Raw genomic sequence first — 15838 nt, 5'->3', positions numbered from 1 at the left:
CCCCGGCGCGGCGGCGGCGCGGCTCCGAGCCGCTGCCGCCGCCGCGCCCTTCAATGAAGCCTTGTTGCCTCCCAGCAGCGGGAACGGGGCCCATGCACGAGATGTCGATCGCGATGGCAGTCGTCGAACAGGTGGACGCCGCGGCGCGCGAGCACGGGATGGAGGCCGTCGTCCTGGTGCGGCTGCAGGTCGGCGAACTGGCCGGCGTGGTGCCCTCGGCTCTCGATTTCTGCTTCGAACTGGCCTGCGCCGGAACGCTGCTGGAAGGCGCGGTCCTGGAGACCGAGACGGTGCAGGCCCGCGCGAGGTGCCTCGGGTGCGAAACCGAATGGTCCGTCGGTATGCCGCCCGACCTCGGCTGCCCGAACTGCGCCGGCGCCGGCGTCGAACTGCTGGCCGGCCGCGAGCTGCAGATCATCGGCGTTGAACGGGCCGAGCGCCCGGCGGGCGCCGGAGCCCGACAGGAAGGCTGAACTCCCATGTGTCGTACGGTGGAACTCCGGCAGGCGGTCCTGGCCCGGAACGACGACGGTGCCCGCGCCCTGCGCGCCCGGCTCGCCGCCCAGGGCACCGTCGCGGTGAACCTGCTCTCCAGCCCCGGCAGCGGGAAGACCGCGCTGCTCGAGGCCGAACTCTGCCTGGCCCGGGACCGCGGGATTGCCGTCGCCGCCCTCACCGCCGACCTCGCGACGGAGAACGACGCACTGCGGCTGGCCCGTTCGGGCGTGCCGGTGAAGCAGGTGCTCACCGACGGGCTGTGCCACCTCGAGTCCGAGATGCTCACCGGGCAGCTGGCCGACTGGCTGCCGGACGGCACCCGGCTGCTGTTCGTGGAGAACGTCGGCAATCTGGTCTGCCCGGCCTCGTACGACCTCGGAGAAACGCTGCGGGTGGCGCTCGCCTCGGTGACCGAGGGCGAGGACAAGCCGCTCAAGTACCCCACCGCGTTCGGGCTGGCCAATCTGGTGCTGGTGACGAAGGCCGACCTTGCCGCGGCGGCGGAGTTCGACGAGACGGCGTTCCTGGCCAACGTCGCCCGGGTCAACCCGGGGGTGGAGGTGGTGTTCACCTCGGCCCGGACCGGGCAGGGCGTGGGCGAGTTGCTGGACCGGGCGTGCGCCGTGCTGGACGGTGCGGAGGTGCACCGGCCGGTGATGGCGGGAGCGTCGGCGAACGGGCCCGGGCACCTGCACTCCCGCGGGGATTCGCACTCGCACGACGGTGCTGCCGCGGAGCACCTGTGAAGGTCAGTCAGGAAGCTCCGTCGGCAGCCGGGTTGGAACGGCGGCGGGTGGCTGTCCGCGGGGTCGTCCAAGGCGTCGGGTTCCGGCCGTTCGTCTTCGCGCTCGCCGCCGAACTCGGCCTTGCCGGGACCGTCACCAACACCGGCGAAGGGGTGCTCGCCGAGATCGAAGGGCGGACCGAGGCGCTGGAGTCGTTCTGCCGGCGCGTCGTCGGCGACGCGCCGCCGCTGGCACGCGTCGACGCCGTCGAGCACGTGCCGTTGCCGCCGACCGGCGCGACCGGCTTCGCCATCACCCCGTCCCGCGGCGACGGCCTGCGGCGCTCCCTGGTCCCGCCGGACACCGCCACCTGTGCGGACTGCCTCGGCGAACTGGCCGACCCCCACGACCGCCGCCACCGGCACCCGTTCATCAGCTGCACCAACTGCGGGCCGCGCCACACCATCGTCACCGGTCTGCCGTACGACCGCGCCAACACCACCATGGCGGACTTCCCGATGTGTCCGGACTGCGCACGGGAGTACACCGACCCCGCCGACCGGCGGTTCCACGCCCAGCCGGTCTGCTGCCACGCCTGCGGGCCCGAACTCTCCCTCGTCGTACCGGGTGACCGGACGACCCGCCGCGAGGATGCCCTCGACGGGGCCCGCCGGATGCTCCGGGGCGGCGCGATCCTGGCCGTCAAGGGCATCGGCGGGTACCACCTGGCGTGCGACGCGCGGAACGTGCCGAGCGTCGCCCGGCTGCGCCGGCGCAAGCGGCGCGGCTCCAAGCCGTTCGCGTTGATGGCCCGGGATCTCGCCGAGCTGGCCGGGCTGGTGCAGGTGGGGCCGGTGGAGGAGGAACTGCTCACCGGTGCGGCCCGGCCGATCGTGCTGCTCCGCCGCGTGGGCCCGAAAGTCTCGGCGCCGGGGTCGGCGGCGGCGCTGGAGGCCGTTGCGCCCCGCAGCCCCGACCTCGGCGTGATGCTGCCGTACACCCCGCTGCATCACCTGCTGCTCGCGCCGCCCGGGCTGGGGCTGCTCGTGATGACCAGCGCCAACCTCTCCGGCGAGCCGATCGTCACCGACGACCAGGACGCCTTCGACCGGCTGGCTCCGCTGGTCGACGGCTGGCTGACGCACGACCGGACCATCCACGTCCCGTGCGAGGACTCGGTGGTGCGGGTGGTCGACGGGGAGCACCTGCCGGTCCGGCGCTCCCGCGGCCACGTGCCGCTGCCGCTGCCGCTTCCCGTGCGGGTCCGGCCGGTGCTGGCCGTCGGAGGGGACCTCAAGAACACCTTCGCGCTGGCGCGCGACGGCTACGCCTGGCTGTCCGGCCACATCGGGGACATGGACGACCTCGCCACACTGAAGGCCTTCGACCGCGGGACGGCGCACCTGGAGGCCGTCACCGGGGTCCAGCCCGAGGTGTTGGCGGTGGACCGGCACCCCAACTACCGGTCGGCCCGGCACGCCCGGCGGTCCTTCGGCGACGCACGCGTGCAGCCGGTACAGCACCACCACGCGCACATCGCCTCCGTCATGGCCGAACACGGGCTGGACGGCAGCCGGCCCGTCATCGGGGTTGCGTTCGACGGCACCGGGTACGGCGACGACGGCGCCGTCTGGGGCAGTGAGGTGCTGCTCGCCGACTACGACGGCTTCCGGCGGCTCGGACACCTGGCGTACGTGCCGCTGCCCGGCGGCGACGCCGCGGTGGTCCGGCCGTACCGGATGGCGCTCGCCCACCTGTGGGCGGCGGGCATTCCGTGGTCGGCCGACCTGGCGCCGGTCCGGGCCTGCCCGCGCGACGAACTGGCGGTACTCGAAACCCAGTTGGATCGGTCGTTGAACTGCGTGCCGACCTCCAGCATGGGGCGGCTGTTCGACGCGGTGTCCGCGCTGGCCGGTGTCTGTCAGCTGGCCGAGTACGAGGCGCAGGCGGCCATCGAGTTCGAGGCCGCAGCGTTGGCCCACGGGCCCGCCGAGGGGTACGCCTTCGGGCTCCGGCGCGACGGCAGCGTGCTGCTCGGCGAGCCCGAGCCGGTGCTGGCCGCCGTGGTCGCAGACCTCGCCCGAGGGGCGTCCGGCGGTCTGGTCGCCGCCCGGTTCCACGCCGCGGTGGCCGAGCTGGTGCGCGCCCAGTGCCGGGCCGCCCGCGATGAGCAGGGCACGGACACGGTCGCCCTGACCGGTGGCGTGTTCGCCAACGCGCTGCTCTCGTCGGCCTGCGCGCACGGGCTGCGCGCCGACGGCTTCACCGTGCTGCGGCACCGCCGGGTGCCCCCCAACGACGGCGGGCTGGCGCTCGGCCAGCTGATGGTGGCCGCCCGGGCCGGCGGCCCGGGCGCGGATTGAGAGGAGAGAAGGGATGTGCTTGGCGGTGCCCGGCAGGGTGATGGAGATCTCGGAACGGGACGGGACGCGAATGGCGGTCGTCGACTTCGGCGGGGTGGTCAAGGACGTGTGCCTGGAGTACCTGCCCGACCTTGAGGTCGGTGAGTACGCCATCGTGCACGTCGGTTTCGCGCTGCAGCGGCTGGACGAGGAGTCGGCCCGGAAGACCCTCGACCTCTTCGCCGAACTCGGCCTGCTGCAGGAGGAGTTCGGCGACCCATGGGAGGCGGCGGCAGGAACGGGCGCGACGGAGGAGCGGCAGTGAGGTACCTGGAGGAGTTCCAGAACCCGGAGTTGGCGGGCGGGCTGCTGGCCGACATCCGCGCGGCGGTCACCCGGCCGTGGGCGCTGATGGAGGTCTGCGGCGGGCAGACGCACACCATCATCCGGCACGGCATCGACCAACTGCTGCCGGAGGGGGTGGAGTTGATCCATGGGCCGGGGTGCCCGGTGTGCGTCACCCCGCTTGAGGTGATCGACCGAGCGCTGACCATCGCAGCCCGGCCCGAGGTGATCTTCTGCTCCTTCGGCGACATGCTGCGGGTGCCCGGCACCGACCGCGACCTGTTCCGGGTCCGCGGCGAGGGCGGCGACGTCCGGGTGGTCTACTCGCCGCTCGACGCGCTGCGGATCGCCCGGGAGAACCCGGACCGCGAGGTGGTCTTCTTCGGCATCGGCTTCGAGACCACGGCCCCGCCCAACGCCATGGCCGTCCACCAGGCCCGGAAGCAGGGCGTGCGCAACTTCAGCATGCTGGTCTCGCACGTCCGGGTGCCTCCGGCCATCGAGGCCATCATGACCTCGCCCGACTGCCGGGTGCAGGGCTTCCTGGCCGCCGGGCACGTGTGCAGCGTGATGGGCATCGACGAGTACCCGGCGCTGGCCGAGCGCCACCGGGTGCCGATCGTGGTCACCGGCTTCGAACCGCTCGACATCCTGGAAGGGATCCGGCGCACCGTACGGCAGTTGGAGCGCGGCGAGCACCGAGTCGACAACGCCTACCCGCGGGCCGTCCGCCCCGAGGGCAACCCGGCGGCCCGGGCCATGCTGGAAGACGTCTTCGAGGTGACCGACCGGGCCTGGCGCGGCATCGGAGTGATCCCGCAGAGCGGCTGGCGGCTCTCCCCGCGCTACCGCGACCACGACGCCGAGCACCGCTTCGACGTCTCCGGGATCACCACCTGCGAGCCCGCGCAGTGCCGGGCCGGCGAGGTGCTGCAAGGGCAGCTCAAGCCGAACGAGTGCGAGGCCTTCGGCACGCTCTGCACCCCGCGCACCCCGCTCGGCGCCACCATGGTGTCCAGCGAAGGGGCGTGCGCGGCCTACTACCTCTACCGGCGGCTGGGCGCGCCGACCGCTCCCCAGGAGGCGACCTTCGTTGGCTGACATCGAGATTCTCACCGCGCTGCCGACGATCGCGCCCGACGGGCCGCCCTCGGCGCCCGACTTCTCCGGGTGGTCCTGCCCGCTGCCGCTGCGCGACCACCCCCGGGTGGTGATGGGGCACGGCGGCGGCGGGGCGATGTCCGCCGAGCTGGTGGCCAACGTGTTCGCCCCCGCGTTCGGCGGCCCCGCCCTCGCCGGCCTCGGCGACTCCGCCGTACTGGAACTCGGCGGCGCGCGGCTCGCCTTCTCCACCGACTCCTACGTGGTGCGGCCGCTGTTCTTCCCCGGCGGCAGCATCGGGGACCTCGCCGTCAACGGCACAGTCAACGACCTCGCGATGAGCGGCGCGCGGGCCGCCTACCTGTCCTGCGGCTTCATCCTCGAAGAGGGAGTGGAGATGGCCGCCGTCGACCGGGTCGCGCGGGCCGTCGGCGCTGCCGCGCGGGCGGCCGGAGTGGAGATCGCCACCGGCGACACCAAGGTGGTCGAGGCCGGTCACGGCGACGGCATCTACCTCAACACGGCCGGCATCGGGCTGGTCCCGGCCGGCGTGGACATCAGGCCGCAGCGGGCCGCGCCCGGTGACGTGGTGATCGTCAGCGGGGAGATCGGCCTGCACGGCGTGGCCATCATGAGCGTGCGCGAGGGCCTGGAGTTCGGAGTCGAGATCGAGAGCGACTGCGCCTCGCTCGGCGGCCTGGTCGAGGCGATGCTCGCCGTCACCCCCGACCTGCACGTCCTGCGCGATCCCACCCGCGGCGGTCTCGCCGCCGCTCTCAACGAAATCGCGACGGCCGCCGGGGTCGGTGTCGTGGTCAACGAGCGATCGGTGCCGATTCCGCCGCAGGTGGCGAACGCCTGTGCGGTGCTGGGCCTCGACCCGCTGTACGTCGCCAACGAAGGCAAGCTGGTCGCCTTCGTGCCCCGCCGGACCGCCGACGCCGTGCTCGACGCGATGCGCGCGCACCCGCTCGGCGCCGGCGCGGCAGTGATCGGTGAATGCGTCCCCGACCACCCCGGCATGGTCGTCGTTCGAACCGCGTTCGGCGCCACCCGGGTGATGGACCTGCCCATCGGCGAGCAGCTACCGAGAATCTGCTGATCGCGCAGCAGCGCCTGCCCATCGGAACGAGGACGGTGTGCGGACGGACACTGGCACGCTGGAACCGGCACCCGGGGGAGAGCGTGCTGTGAGCCGGCAGCTGCGCCGGTGCGGGTACCTACGGTCCGGCCAGGCTTCGCCGGGCGCGAGCCGGCACGGAGTGGCTCTCTGCCCACCCGCTCCATGTGACGGGTCGTCAACGAATCGCGCTCGGAAGGAGACCTGGGGCGACCGAGTGAGGAGACTGCACGGGTGAGCACCCCGCCCGGCGCCACGGACTGCGACCGCCCCGTCCCGCTGCCCGGCCCCCGCATCCCTCCGGCGCGCCGCCGCAGCCCGGCGGCCATGTGGTGGTGTGCGGCGGCGACGCGCTCGCCCACCGCCGGCCGGTCGAACTCGCCGACCGCTACGGACGGCACGTCGTCGTGGTCGTCCCCTTGCTCCAGCACGGCCACGGACCGTGGATCGCCGCGCGCGCCCTGACCTCCGACGACGACCAGGCCAACTCGCACGCCGCCCCGTGCGTCCGCCGACTCAGCCCGGACCTGGGCCTGGTGGTGCGAGTTTTCAACCGGCGTACGGGCCAGCGCGTCGAACCGGCGGCAGGGGCCGGGAGCACGAGCATGTTCGACCTCGTGTCCGGCCGACAGGCGAACGACGTCGTGGGACGGACGGCTGCGAACTCCGCGCTGCCGCGCACAGCCTGTCGGCCGGTACGCGCGTCGGTGATCGGGCCGGGGTGCGACGCCGTTGACGGCGTCACGCCGACGGGGCGAGGACCCGGCCCCGGTGGTCCCGGACGCGCAGAGTGTCCACGTGGCTGCCGGGTCCCCGCTTCCACGACGGGCCGGGAGCCGGCGAAACGGGTGCCGGGCCGCAAGCGGGCCCTGGCCGTCGACGTGCTGGGCCCGGTCATCGCCGTCCTCGTCCCGGCCGCGAACGCGCACGACAACGCTGCCGGCATCGCCCTGTTGGACCAGGTCGCCGAGCACGCCGGCGGCAGCGTCCGAAAGGCCTTCGCCGGGGAAGCCGTCGCCGACCCGGCCTGCGACATCTCGATCCGCAGTTCCTCTGTGCCTCGGCCATCTCTCGTGCGTACGGCGGTACAGCGCTCGCCGCGTCGCCACTCCAGCCGGTCGCCTGCAAACGACCTCAGTATCGTCCGGGCAGGTCAAATGCCCTTTCGGGCCGGGAAGTTCACGAGACCGTTGACTCCGTCGCCGATCGCCGGGAAGGATGCCGATCATCCAGGCGGACACGGCCGGAAGCGCACTCTCTCCACCCGGACCTTGCAAGGTCTCCGCAGCAGATACACAAGGACAGGAGGGAGCCCCGTGGGGAACGTCCGCACGGCTCCGACGGAGCCGGACGTCCGGCCAAGCCGGTCGGTGCTTCTCGGATCGCATCGCATCAGCTCCGCCGACGGGACGCTCGTCACCCGGTGGAAGCTCCCGCAGGACGGGGTCTGCCCGGTCACCCGCCGACAGCACCCGAGCGGGACGCGGGCCGCGGGAGCCCACCGCACCGGCCTCGGAGTGGGCGGCGCCGTTCGGCCGGGTCGGGCGCGGTGACGCCGGTCATGACGGAGACCCACATGCGAGTCGCCCTGATAGGCGCGGGCCCCCGCGGTCTGTCCGTACTGGAACGGCTCTGTGCCAACGAGCGGGTCAACCCCTCCCCGCGTCCCCTGACCGTGCACCTGATCGACCCCGACCCGCCCGGGGCGGGCGGGGTCTGGCGCACCGACCAGTCGCGGCACCTGTTGATGAACACCGTGGCGTCCCAGGTCACCGTGTTCACCGACGACAGCGTACGGATCGACGGCCCGGTGGAGCCCGGGCCGAGCCTGTACGAGTGGGCCCGTTCGCCGTACGGGGCCGAGGCCGACGTGCTTGCCGAGGCGGCCGCGCTGGGCCCCGACTCCTACCCCACCCGCGCTTTCTACGGTGCGTACCTGCGGGCCGTGTTCCAGGGCCTGGTCGAGCGGGCGCCGCAGCATGTCACGGTCCGGGTGCACCGCTCCCGGGCCATCGCCCTCACCGGAGAGGCGTCCCAGCAGGTCCGGCTGGCGGACGGCAGCACGGTCGACGCACTGGACGCCGTGGTGCTGGCCACGGGGCACGGACCGGCCGTACTGGGCCGGGAGGAGCAGCAACTCGCCGACACGGCAGCGGCATTGGGGCTCCGCTACCTGTCACCGGGCAATCCGGCCGACGCCGACCTGAGTACCATCCGGCCGGGAGAACACGTTCTGGTGCGCGGTCTCGGGCTGAACTTCTTCGACCACCTGGCGCTGCTGACCGAGGGCCGCGGCGGCGCCTTCACCTGCGAGGGCGGTCGACTCGTCTACCGCGCCTCCGGCAAGGAGCCTGTGCTGTACGCGAGTTCACGGCGCGGTGTGCCGTACCAGGCGCGTGGCGAGAACCAGAAGGGCGCCTACGGGCGGTACGTCCCGAGACTGCTCTCGGCCGAGTTCGTCAGCGCTCTTCGCCGACCGGGCACCCCGCTCGATTTCCGTCGCGACCTGTGGCCGCTGATCGCCCGTGAGGTCGAGAGCGTGTACTACGGCGCGCTGCTGGACGTCCGCGACCGCCCGGCCGACCGGGAGCCGTTCACCGAGCTCTACCTGGCTGCCGAGCGGCCGGAGCAGCGGGCCGAACTCCTGCACGCGTACGGCATCGACCGGGCGGACCACTGGGACTGGGAACGCCTGGCCCAACCGTGCGCGGGCCGGGAGTTCGGCGACCGGGCGGAGTTCCGGTCCTGGCTGCTGGAGTACCTGTCACGGGACCTGCGGGAGGCCCGGTCCGGTAACGTCCGGGGCCCGCTGAAGGCCGCGTTGGACGTCCTGCGCGACCTGCGCAACGAGATCCGGCTCGCGGTGGACCACGGCGGCCTGGTCGGCGACTCGCACCGCGAGGACCTGGAGCGCTGGTACACCCCGCTCAACGCCTTCCTGTCGATCGGCCCGCCGGCCGCCAGGATCGAGCAGATGATCGCGCTGATCGAGGCGGGCGTACTCGAACTCACCGGCCCCGGAACCACGGTGAGCGTCGACGCCGACCGCCGGGCCTTCCTCGCCCGTTCCGGCCGGGTGCCGGGGCCGCCGGTCCTGGCCACGGTGCTGATCGAGGCCAGGCTCCCCGAAACCGACCTGCGCCGGACCGCCGACCCGCTGCTGCGGCACCTGCTGGACAGCGGCCGGATCGCCCCCTACCGGACGCCGGACGTCGGCGGCCACGAGACCGGGGGACTGCACGTGACCGCCCGCCCGTACCGGGTGGTCGACGCCGAAGGGAGGGCGCACCCGCGCCGGTTCGCCTACGGGGTTCCCACCGAGGGCGTGCACTGGGTCACGGCGGCCGGCATCCGTCCCGGGGTCGACTCCGTGACCCTGGGCGACTCGGATGCGATCGCACGCGCCATACTTTCGCTCCGGCCTGCGGAGCGCCAGGAAGCAGTCAGGACAGGAGCCGGCGCATGACACCCGAGACCGTGCCATCCGACGCGGAGGCGGACACCGGTCTGCTCTCGCCGGTCCGGGCCGGCACCCCGATCGAAGGCGCGGTCGGCGACCGGGCCTGGCTCCAGGCGATGCTGGACGCCGAAGCGGCACTGGCGCGGACACAGGCCGGACTCGGAGTGGTACCGGGATCGGCGGCCGAGGCCATCACCGCCCTCGCCCGGGTCGAGAACTTCGACGTACGGGCGCTCGCACTGGCCTCCCGGGAGACCGCCAACCCCGTGGTCGGCCTGGTCCGGGCCCTGACCGAGCTGGTGGCGGCCAGGTACCCCGAGGCGGCGGAGTACGTCCACTCCGGCTCGACCAGCCAGGACATCCTGGACACCGGGGCGATGCTGGTCGCGGCCCGCGCCCTGCGGATCATCCGGGCGGACCTGGACCGGGTGGCCGAAGCGCTCGCCGCGCTGGCCGAGGCCCACCGGTCCACCCCGATGGCGGGGCGCACCCTCGCCCTCCAAGCCGTGCCGACCACCTTCGGCCTGAAAGCCGCCGGATGGCGGCAGTTGGTGCTGGACGCCGACCACAGGCTGGCGCTGGTCGAGCGGACCGGCCTCCCGGTCTCGTTGGGCGGCGCGGCCGGCACACTGGCCGGATACCTGGAGAACGCCCGCGCCGCCGACCCCGCCACCGACGACGACCCGGCCGGCTACCTCGACCGCCTGGTCGAGGCCTTCGCCGCCGAGACCGGGCTGGCCCGGCCGGTCCTGCCATGGCACGCGCTGCGGACTCCCATCGCCGACCTGGCCGCCGCGCTCGCGTTCACGGCCGGGGCACTCGGGAAGTTGGCGGTCGACGTGCAGGTCCTGACACGGACCGAGATCGGCGAGGTCGGTGAGCGGCCGGTGGCCGGCCGTGGAGCCTCCTCCGCCATGCCGCACAAGCAGAACCCGGTGCACTCCACCCTGATCCGCAGTGCCGCACTCCAGGTCCCGGCCATCGCCACCGGTCTGACGCAGTGCCTGATCACCGAGGACGAACGCTCCGGCGGCGTCTGGCACGCCGAGTGGCAGTTGCTGCGAGAGGCACTTCGTCTGACCGGCGGCGCCGCGCACACCGCGGTGGAACTCGCCGAGGGTCTGCAGGTGCGGCCCGAACGGATGGCGGCCAACCTGGCGCTGACCGGCAGTCAGATCGTCTCCGAACGCGTCTCCGCCGTCCTCGCCCCCCTGCTCGGCCGGGCGGCCGCCCGATCCCTGTCCTCCCGGGCCGCGGCGACCGCCGCGGCCACGGGCCGGGAACTCGCCGAGGTACTCGCCGAACTTCCCGAACTGAAGGACGTGTTCACTCCGGAGGCACTGGCAGCGCTGTGCCGCCCCGAGGACTACCTCGGAGTCGCGGAGCCACTGGTCGACCGGGCCCTGCGGCTCTGACCCCGGTGGGCTCGCTGTGTGGCCGCTGCGGGCCCCTCGGCATCGCGCCACACCGTGCACCCGGCCGTTCAGGCCCCCGTGGCTCCACCACCGGCGGGCCACTGCCCAGCCTCCAGGACCGTCCCGCCGGCGCCGACAGGACGGCTGTCGCCCCGTCCGCTCGCAGTGCCCCTCACCGCTGCTTTCGGCCCCGTGTTCCGTCAGGGGAGGCCCTCCGAGCAGTGGATGCGCAGGTCGGTGCCCGCGCTCCCGCGGAGAGGACGAGGCCATGGACGCGGAGCGCCTTCACCTCGTCGAACGCACCGGCCCGCGCCTGCCGCGTCCAGCGATCATTGATGCGGTGTCGGCCGCTTATTCGAGTGCCGGGGTGATGGCGTGGGCGAGTTGGACGCGTGAGTGGACGTTGAGTTTGCGGTAGACGCGGGTGAGGGTGGCTTCGACGGTTTTGACGCTGACGGTCAGAGTGGCGGCGATGTCGCGGTTGCTGGCGCCGGCGGCGGCGAGGCGGGCGCAGCGTTCTTCGGCGCCGGTGAGGTGGGCGCCGGCGTCCGTGGAGCTGGGTCTCAGGCGGTGGAGGGCGTGGGTGGCGGCGTCGGCCCAGGGGTGGGCTCCGTAGGCGGTGAACAGGTCGGCGGCCTTCTGTGCGGCCGTGCGGGCGCTGGCGCGGCGGCGGGCGCGGCGTTCGGTGTGGCTGAGGGCCAGGAGGGTGCGGCCGCGTTCGAGGGGGAGGTCGCGGAGGCGGTCGGCGGTGGTGGTGAGGCGTTGGGCGGCGGTGTCGTAGTCGCCGCGGGCGGCGTCCAGCAGGGCCCGCGCGCGGTCGAGGGCGGGCAGGACGGAGGTCCGGCCGAGGTCGGTGGCGGTGCGGTGGGTGTCGGTGAGCAGGTCTTCGGCCTCGGCCGGGCGGCCGACGGCGAGGAGGGCCTCGGCCAGGTCGGCGTGCCAGCGCAGGATGGACGGGTCGCGGACCTGCTGCTGCTCCTCCAGGGCGCGGACTTCCTCCAGCGGTTCCAGGGCTTCCTTCGGGCGGTCGGCGGCGAGCAGGAGGTGTCCGAGGGCGTGGAGGTTGCGTGAGAGGAAGACCTTGTTGTCCTCGTGCCGGGAGGCGTCGATGCCGCGGCGGGCGTGGGCGAGGGCGGTGTCGGTGCGGAAGGCGGTTCCCTCGACGAGGGCGGAGGTGTAGCAGGCCGGGCCGGGGGACAGGCCGGCGTTGTCGGACAGGGCCTGGGCCCGGCGGGCGTAGTCGAGGGCCTTGGCGCAGCGTCCGGTGCGCAGTTCGGCCTCGGCGAGGCCGCGCAGGAGGTCCACGGTGGCCTCGGTGTCCCCGGTCCGCTGGGCCTGGACGAGCAGGGGCAGCAGGGCGGCGCGGGCCCGGTCGGGGCGGTCGTCGAAGAGCGCGTGACGAGCGGCGAGGTGTTCGGGGGTGGCGTTGACGGGGACCGGTGCGGTGCGTGGCAAGGACAGGGCGCGCTCCAGTGTGGCTTCGGCTCCGGGGTGGCCGAGGATGCGCTGGATGCGGGCCTGCATGGCCAGGGCCAGGGCGGCGGTGGTGGTGTCGTCGGCTGCGTGGGCGAGATCGGCGGCGTGGGAGGCCAGGATGGCGGCCTGTTCGGGGGATCCTTCGTTGACGTTGGCCCAGAGGGCTTGGCGGAGCAGGATTTGTGCGGTCAGGTCCGGTCGGCCGGCTGTTTCGTGGATCGCGGCGGCGAACAGTTCGTCCGCGCTGTGCAGGTGCTGGCCGCTGGCGTCGAGCAGGGCCAGCAGGGCGCCGACGCGTTGGGCGGGGCTGGTGTCGTGTTCGAGGATGAGGCGGGTGGCGGCCCGGGCACGGGGGAGGTCGCCGCAGTGCGAGGCGTCGCGCACCGCGGTCAGGGCCCGGTCGGTGAGCAGGCCGGTGTCCTCGTGCGGGGTGCGTTGGGCGGCGAGAAGGGAGAGTTCGGCGGCCAGCGGGTGTTCGCCGCGCAGTCGGGCGTGGCCGGCGGCGCGGGCGGCGGCGCGCGCGGTGTGCCGGGCGGTGCGGGGGTCGGCGGTGTCGGCGGCCAAAGTGGTGTGGCGGTCGCGGCGGGCGGGGTCGTAGCTGGCCTGCGCCAGGTGGGCGTGCAGGAGGCGGCGTGCGGTGTCGGTGAGCCGGGCGGTGAGTTCCGCGCCGATCGCGGAGGCGGTGAAGCGCACCCGTCCGTCGCCGTGTCCCGGGTCGATCAGCGCGGCCGCCTCGGCCTGGGCCAGGAGGTGATCGGCGGCCGGACCGGCGAGGCGCACCAGCAGTTCGCGCTCGGGGCGGTCGTCGAGCGCGGCGAGCGTCAGCAGTTCCCGCACGTCGTCCGACACGGTCGCGAGCCATTCTCCGAGCAGTCGGCGGGCCGCCGGGGGCAGGGGTGGATCGTCCTGGCCCTGGCACTCGCCGGCCTCGGCGAGTGCCATGGCCAGAGCCGGGTTGCCGCCACTGCGGGAGTGGAGCCGGGCGACCGTGCGCGGATCGGGCCGGTGGGGGGAGAGGAGGGAGGCGACCTGACCGGGCGTCAGGGGCGGGACGCGCACCGGGTACGCGTCCTCGCCGCTCCAGTGGCCGCCGGCCTCCGGCCGCCAGGTGCGCTCGGTGACGATGACGGGTAGCTCCGGGGCCTGCCGCAGGGCCCAGCCCAGCACGGGGGCGCTGGCCTCGTCCAGCCACTGGGTGTTGTCCACCACCAGGGTCATGGGCGGCGCCTCCTGCAACACGGTGGCGGTCAGTCGGCGCAGCCGCAAGGAGGCCCCGGCGTGATCGACGCCCGCGGCCTCGTCCAGGGCCGCCGCGAACTCCCGAGCGGTCGGCAGCGGCTGCAGGGCCAGGGCGAGTTCGAGCAGCCCGGTGTAGGGGATCGGGGCGTCCTGCGGGCCCGGGGCCAGCCGCAGCACGGGCAGGCGCCGCCGGCGCGCCAGCGCGCCGGCGGCGGTGGTCTTGCCGATGCCGGGCGGCCCGAACAGCACCGCCCGGCGGATGCCGCGCGCCTCGTCCGGCAGCACGGCGCCATACGTTTCCTGAAGCCCAGTGAACCACGTCGCGGAGTCTTGCATCGGGCCATCGTGCGGCCGTGATGCCCCCGCGGTCCAGGGCAAGGGGTTCCCCTGATTTCGGCCGCCCTCAGCCTTCCCTAGCCTCATCGCCACAAGCCGAGCTGCTCCCCCGGCCGCAGGACGCCCCCGCCCCTCAGACGACGTCCTGCTGGCCTCTTCCCCCTCGATCCCGGCTCGGCGGGAGGAATGTGATGTCCCGTAACACCCTGGCGGCCGCGGTTGCGGCTGCCCTCGCCCTGGGCACCGTGACCGTGGTGGCCACCCAGTCCACCGCGGCCGCCGACAGCTCCTCCGCCCGGCCCGGTGCCGGGTTCCGGGCGGTGAGCGCCGACGCCCGCGCCGAGGCGCTGCGCACCGCCGACCGGGAGGCCGCCGCCGTGGCGAAGTCGCTCGGCTTCGGCGCGGACGAGCGGCTGGTCGCCAAGGACGTGCTCCTGGACGCCGACGGCGCCCGGCACGTGCGCTACGACCGCACCTACCGCGGCCTGCCCGTCATCGGCGGCGACCTGGTCGTCCACTACGGCAAGAATGGCAAGGCCACCGGCTCCGACCAGGCCCACCAGGGCGCGATCAAGGTCGCGGGCACCACGCCGAAGCTCAGCGCCTCCGACGCCTCGGCCGCAGCCGTCAAGCACGCCAAGCACGTCAAGAACGCCAGGACCGACACCGCGGACGGCAGCACCCTGGTGGTGTACGCGGTCGGCAAGATCCCCGTCCTGGCCTACCGCTCCACCGTCACCGGCGACGGCGAGACCGGCCCCGCCTCGAAGGAGGCGGTGATCGTCGACGCCGCCAGCGGCACCCCGCTGGACCAGTACGAGCTGCACCAGGGCGTCACCGGCACCGGCAACGGCGTCACCGCCGGCCAGGTCTCCATCGAGACCACCCAGTCCGGCAGCGGCTACACCCTCACCGACGCCTCGCACGGCGGCACCATCGTCTACGACTCCTACAACAGCCCGCAGTCCAACCCGAAGCAGAACGCCCGCGTCTTCTCCAAGACCACCAACACCTGGGGCAACGGCTCCACCTCCAGCCGCGAGAGCGCCGCCGTCGACGCCTCCTACGGCCTCGCGAAGACCTGGGACTTCTACAAGGACACCTTCAACCGCTCCGGGATCCGCAACGACGGCCGCGGCGCCCCCGCCTACGTCCACGTCGACAGCGGCCTGCTGAACGCCTTCTACGACGACTCCTGCTTCTGCATGTCCTTCGGCGACGGCTCCTCGCAGAACGGCAACACCCCCGTCACCGCCCTCGACGTCGCCGGCCACGAGATGAGCCACGGCGTCACCGCCGCCACCGCCAACCTCACCTACTCCGGCGAGTCCGGCGGCCTCAACGAGGCCACCAGCGACATCTTCGGCACCATGGTCGAGTTCTACGCCAACAACGCCGGCGACCCCGGCGACTACTACATCGGCGAGAAGCTCAACATGTCCGCCGGCTCCCTGCGCCGGATGGACAACCCCGCCTCCGACGGCAACAGCCTCGGCTGCTGGACCTCCGGCGCCTCATCGGTGGACGTCCACTACTCCTCCGGCATCGGCAACCACTTCTTCTACCTGGCGGCCGAGGGCACCGGCGCCAAGACCATCGGCGGACGCGCGCACAACGGCACCACCTGCAACAACGACACCTTCAGTGGCATAGGCCGCGACAAGGCCGCCGCCGTCTGGTACCGCGCGCTGACCACCTACATGACCTCCACCACCAACTACGCCTCGGCGCGCACCGCCACCCTGAACGCCGCCGCCGACCTGTACGGCACCAACTCCCAG

The 15838-nt window shown here is 73.5% G+C and carries 10 protein-coding genes and 1 pseudogene; 10 read left to right on the top strand and 1 reads right to left on the bottom strand.

The window, feature by feature from the left end:
• The first annotated feature begins 92 nt into the window (after nt 1–92).
• The 9 genes and pseudogenes from hypA to IEZ12_RS18280 all read left to right on the top strand — a co-directional run bounded on the left by hypA (nt 93) and on the right by IEZ12_RS18280 (nt 11006).
• Nucleotides 93–473, top strand: coding sequence for a hydrogenase maturation nickel metallochaperone HypA (gene hypA, locus IEZ12_RS18315; RefSeq protein ID WP_189272951.1), 381 nt, complete (start codon nt 93–95; stop codon nt 471–473).
• A gap of 6 nt (nt 474–479) precedes the next feature.
• The gene (hypB, locus tag IEZ12_RS18310) at nt 480–1244 is read left to right on the top strand and encodes a hydrogenase nickel incorporation protein HypB (RefSeq protein ID WP_189272950.1); all 765 of its coding nucleotides are present in this window, start codon (nt 480–482) and stop codon (nt 1242–1244) included.
• Between the two features lie 47 nt (nt 1245–1291).
• Nucleotides 1292–3586 carry a carbamoyltransferase HypF gene (gene hypF, locus IEZ12_RS18305; protein ID WP_229847662.1) on the top strand — a complete coding sequence of 765 codons (2295 nt, stop codon included), beginning with the start codon at nt 1292–1294 and terminating at the stop codon, nt 3584–3586.
• 13 nt (nt 3587–3599) lie between these two features.
• Nucleotides 3600–3890: a HypC/HybG/HupF family hydrogenase formation chaperone gene (locus IEZ12_RS18300; RefSeq protein ID WP_189272948.1), complete on the top strand. Its 291-nt coding sequence runs from the start codon at nt 3600–3602 to the stop codon at nt 3888–3890.
• The gene (gene hypD, locus IEZ12_RS18295; protein WP_189272947.1) at nt 3887–5011 is read left to right on the top strand and encodes a hydrogenase formation protein HypD; all 1125 of its coding nucleotides are present in this window, start codon (nt 3887–3889) and stop codon (nt 5009–5011) included. The genes IEZ12_RS18300 and hypD overlap by 4 nt, the downstream gene beginning before the upstream one ends.
• Before the next feature lie 19 nt (nt 5012–5030).
• Nucleotides 5031–6113, top strand: coding sequence for a hydrogenase expression/formation protein HypE (gene hypE / locus IEZ12_RS18290; RefSeq protein WP_308431054.1), 1083 nt, complete (start codon nt 5031–5033; stop codon nt 6111–6113).
• A 765-nt stretch (nt 6114–6878) separates the two neighbouring features.
• Nucleotides 6879–7141 (top strand): annotated as a pseudogene (locus tag IEZ12_RS38670) (transposase); the annotation flags it as partial.
• 551 nt (nt 7142–7692) lie between these two features.
• Nucleotides 7693–9597 carry an FAD/NAD(P)-binding protein gene (locus IEZ12_RS18285; protein ID WP_189272946.1) on the top strand — a complete coding sequence of 635 codons (1905 nt, stop codon included), beginning with the start codon at nt 7693–7695 and terminating at the stop codon, nt 9595–9597.
• Nucleotides 9594–11006 (top strand): nitrosuccinate lyase, encoded by a 1413-nt coding sequence (locus IEZ12_RS18280; protein ID WP_189272945.1) that lies wholly within the window; start codon nt 9594–9596, stop codon nt 11004–11006. The genes IEZ12_RS18285 and IEZ12_RS18280 overlap by 4 nt, the downstream gene beginning before the upstream one ends.
• A 351-nt stretch (nt 11007–11357) precedes the next feature.
• Here IEZ12_RS18280 and IEZ12_RS18275 read toward each other — a convergent pair whose 3' ends face one another.
• A complete protein-coding gene (locus tag IEZ12_RS18275) occupies nt 11358–14006 on the bottom strand; it encodes a helix-turn-helix transcriptional regulator (protein WP_229847661.1) in 2649 nt (882 codons plus the stop codon).
• Nucleotides 14007–14248: 242 nt separating this feature from the next.
• Between IEZ12_RS18275 and IEZ12_RS18270 the strand changes: the two genes are divergently transcribed.
• Nucleotides 14249–15838, top strand: a 1590-nt coding sequence (locus IEZ12_RS18270; RefSeq protein WP_229847660.1) for a M4 family metallopeptidase, incomplete at its 3' end; no start/stop codon positions are given.

Source organism: Kitasatospora griseola (assembly GCF_014648555.1).
GTDB classification, from domain to species: domain Bacteria; phylum Actinomycetota; class Actinomycetes; order Streptomycetales; family Streptomycetaceae; genus Kitasatospora; species Kitasatospora griseola.
Note: the sequence above shows the minus strand (reverse complement) of the source record. Positions and strands in the feature narration are given on the sequence as shown.